Genomic DNA, 3,729 nt, shown 5'->3' with positions numbered 1-3,729 from the left:
TCAAGACTGGGTTTCCATATTGCTCTTGATCCAGTTACTGTATATCGACGGAATGGCTGGGAACCTTGCTTCGATATAGAACGAACTATCTCAACCTATATTAACATAGAGTGCGAACTGCCGCGTATGACCGAAGACAAAGCGAACTCAGAGAGCCTGAGGGACCGTCAGACCACGGGTGAAGACCGTGTCCGAATGGTCGCCCGGCAGCTGTCGGAGCCGCGGACGGCAAACTGGATCGCATCTGAGGCGGACTGGTCACACAAACCCACTAAGCGCGTCCTCAGACGGCTCGTCGACGACAGCATCCTCCACCGCGATGAGAGCGGCACCCACACCACGTACTACCCTGATTACCGGCGACAAGCGATGCAGGAGGCGATGCGTCTGCGGGACAGCGGCCACACTGTTGAGGAGCTTACGGATCGGCTCGCGGAGATGAAGGCACAAATCCGGGGCTGGAAAGACGAATTCGGCGTCGAGTCACCGAATCAGCTTCGCGGGACACTTGCCGACGAGACCCTCGACGCCGACGAGGAAGAACGTCGGCGGGAGATCGCTCGTGAGTGGGACCATCTTCAACGCCGCATCAAAATCGTCGGGTTCGCTATCCGCGAGTGGGACTTCCTTGCTCCGACGACAGAGCCCCCAGAGGCCAGCAGCTAACGGATGTCGGTCCCGCATCCCGGTGGTGACCCGAACGCGAATCTCTACGCTCAGCTGAAGCGGGACGTCCTTGACCGCGTGCCCCAGGTCACAGCTGTTGAGTACGTTCCTGACGATCTCGAGGCCAAGCAGCTGCGAGCGATTTTCGATCCGGCTCGTCTTGACCCGCCGATCGGTCCTGACTCACCGGAACTGACAATCAAATGGTACCGACAGGACCCCCACGATTGGTTCCGTATCAACTACACTGACCCGAACACGGGCTTTCACGCCGGCTGGCATCAAGACGAGGATCATCCCGACCTCGGACGGGCCCATTTCCAGTACTCAGTCGAGAATAAAGAGGACCGCTGGGGAATCACGTTCGAACACAAGACTCCTTCCCTGATTCTCTGGGAGATCGTCGAAGATCTCCTCGGAGGTTCGCCCCAACTACCAATCCGGGAACGAGGACCTATGACCTCCGAGAAGACGTCTGGAGAACGTACCGGGCGGTCGCTCGCGAGTTCGTTCGAGCGGTATCTTCAGGACAAGGGGAGGCCGCGGTGGTGAGGGCGGGAACTACCAACGAAATGCAGCCCGCGAGCTTGAGCGATTCACCGAGTGGGTTGCCGGCAACCGCGGTCGCGACGACTGGACCGGGATCGTCCCCGACGACGTCGACAGAGAGCCCACCTTCGACGATATCGACGAACGCGTGTTCCGAGAGTACGCCCGACATCTCGCCGGTGATCGGGGTCTCAAGCAGAATACGGTTCAAACCTACTACCGCTATATCTCTGCGTGGTGTGGCTGGTGTGTCAACGAGGGCTACCTCGAGGCACACTACGCGCAACGGGCGAGCGCAATGGCACCGCTTCCCAAGGACGACGGCCGCAAGCCCGGTGACCAGCAGGCCTGGACGTCCGAACAGCGCCACGCCCTTACCCGCTACGTCGACGAACGCGCCCATGACGCCGTCGAGGCGTACACGACACTCCCGGAGGATACTGATCCTTGGACAAGCAGCGAGCGCGCTACGCGGCGCTGAAGGCGGCTCGTGACCGAGCTCTGGTGTTCGTCCTTGCGTACACGGCTGTTCGCGTTAGTGAACTCCTCCGGGATCCGAATGATCCGCGACGGCGCGGCGTCCGCTGGGAGGATCTCTCCCTTGAGGACGGGAGTATGGACGTCTACCGGAAGAAACAGCAGTGGGACGCCGCCAGCCTTCCTGATCCAGTGATCTCGCCGCTGCGGAGTTACTGCAAGCTGATGGACCCACCAACGGACCGCTGACCAGTATTCCCGACGCTCGACCAACGGACGCTCGCAGAGCTTGTTCAGAAAGAATCAACTGACCGAGGGGAGCGCCCAGAAGCAATCGCTGAACGCCGCGAAGAATACGCCCGAGACTTACTGCTGGCACTCGACGAGGATCTTCGACCGCCGTCGATCACAACGGACGGCGCCCGGTCAGTTCTCCAGCGACTGTCGGGGGCGGCAGAGATCGATATCGACCACCCGAAGCACGACTATCTCGCACCCCACGGGGGTCGGCGTGGGATGTGGGAAGTACTTGTCCGCGCGTTCGGGTACACGGTGGCGGCCCGGTATCTCGATAACTCGGAGGAGGTGGTTCGCGAACGATACTCACATATCGAGGCCAGCGAGTTGGGCGACGTGGTCACGGAGGCACTCGAAGAAATTGATAATCTCGCGTAGACCTGAAATTTCCAGCAGATGAGGTAAACACCGTAGAGTCAGTATGACTCGGACTGGTGTCTTTAGCTATGGAGACGCTTTGATTCGGTCAGTTGGATTGGTTCTCTTCCACTGCTTCACGGACGATCTCGTCCATCTCATCGCGGACAATTCGGCGGATATCCTCCTCCGAAAATCCACTATCATGTCGTTCAACGGCGAGCTGACCACTCAACGTGCGCAGGGCTAATTCAAGAGCTTCGATCTGATCACTGAATTCAGATAACGTCCCGTGGATTGCGTCTGAACCGAATTGGGCATTATCACCAACCGCGATGTCAGCACCACGCTCGTCCAGTATTCGCTTTGCAGGCCTGTCACCAACGATCTCTTCTTCGGGAAGGTCCGGTGCCACGGATACCGGATGCATCATTCCCGTCAGCTGGATCTCAGAAACTGAGTCTAGATTATCTACCAGGTGCTGCGCCATCTTCTCTTGCTGCTCCTGTTCACCGTGAATAAGGTACACCTGGGACGGTGAAACTTGGCGAGCGAATTGAAGCAACGTATTTTGGGCTGCGTGAGCTGAGAGGCCGTGATATCGACTAATCCAGCTTACAGGTACCTTCACACGGGTTCCATCACCCTCATCTGGTATCCCTCGGTTAAGTCCGTTCGAGGGAAGAGTGACACCAACTCTCTCGAGATCTTCCTCTATCGCATCCCCCAATTGACGACCAGGTGTCCCCTCGGCTTGATACCCACAGAGAATTACGCGTGCATCATCGTACCGCTGGCAGAATTCGAGTAAATAGGTCGGTGAGAACCCACCCGAGAGCATTCCTGATGGAGCAATGATGATCGGTGTCTCATCAGCTTCGAGCAATTCCTCGCGAGACATCGGCATTCGTCTAGCAGCCGACGCCTGATCGAAGAGGAATGATTGTTGATCCCCCTCACGATGTAGTTCCGGATCGATTCGGCTGCGAACTCGGCTTTACAGTGCTCGTTATACCTGACTGTTGCGCTTTGCGCCATTCCATCGTAGACTACGTTGAGCTGCTTTCGGTCCTCTTCCGGAAGCGTGTGAATTCGGTTTTTGAACATATAGAGCAACTCTTGGGACCGCCCGACTCCGAAACAGGGGATGAGGACCGGCTTCCCATCGGTAGCTGCGTCGACAGCCTCGTTGTAGATGTCCGTTCGGGTGTCAGTGGCACTGGTATGCGAATGGGTGTCTCCGTATGTCGATTCAAGAAAGAGGGCGTCTGCCTGCGGAGGCTCATCAATTTCGGGAAGATGATTCGACCGGCCGCCAACGTCTCCCGAGAAGACTACTCGTGAGCCGTCTACTGTTAGTGCTAACCAGGCACTACCCAGTAG

The 3,729-nt window shown here is 57.7% G+C and carries 2 protein-coding genes and 2 pseudogenes; 3 read left to right on the top strand and 1 reads right to left on the bottom strand.

Annotated elements, in window-relative coordinates:
- Positions 1–126: 126 nt before the first annotated feature.
- The 3 genes and pseudogenes from J07HQW2_RS00090 (at position 127) to J07HQW2_RS00080 (ending at position 2,367) form a co-directional block, all read left to right on the top strand.
- Positions 127–666, top strand: a complete 540-nt coding sequence (locus tag J07HQW2_RS00090) for a DUF7342 family protein (protein WP_048075020.1) — start codon at positions 127–129, stop codon at positions 664–666.
- Between the two features lie 3 nt (positions 667–669).
- Positions 670–1,126 (top strand): annotated as a pseudogene (locus tag J07HQW2_RS00085) (hypothetical protein).
- Positions 1,123–2,367: pseudogene (locus J07HQW2_RS00080) on the top strand (tyrosine-type recombinase/integrase). Before J07HQW2_RS00085 ends, J07HQW2_RS00080 begins: the two co-directional pseudogenes overlap by 4 nt.
- An 88-nt stretch (positions 2,368–2,455) precedes the next feature.
- Here J07HQW2_RS00080 and J07HQW2_RS16740 read toward each other — a convergent pair.
- Positions 2,456–3,325 (bottom strand): MBL fold metallo-hydrolase RNA specificity domain-containing protein, encoded by an 870-nt coding sequence (locus tag J07HQW2_RS16740; protein WP_343122471.1) that lies wholly within the window; start codon positions 3,323–3,325, stop codon positions 2,456–2,458.
- Between the last annotated feature and the right edge of the window lie 404 nt (positions 3,326–3,729).

It is taken from the genome of Haloquadratum walsbyi J07HQW2 (assembly GCF_000415985.1).
Lineage (GTDB): Archaea > Halobacteriota > Halobacteria > Halobacteriales > Haloferacaceae > Haloquadratum > Haloquadratum walsbyi_B.
This window is presented reverse-complemented; position numbering and strand designations above follow the sequence as displayed.

What these genes read in the sequence shown, in the direction of transcription:
- J07HQW2_RS00090 (WP_048075020.1), top strand. Translation starts at nt 127, where the DNA reads ATGACCGAAGACAAAGCGAACTCAGAGAGCCTGAGGGACCGTCAGACC.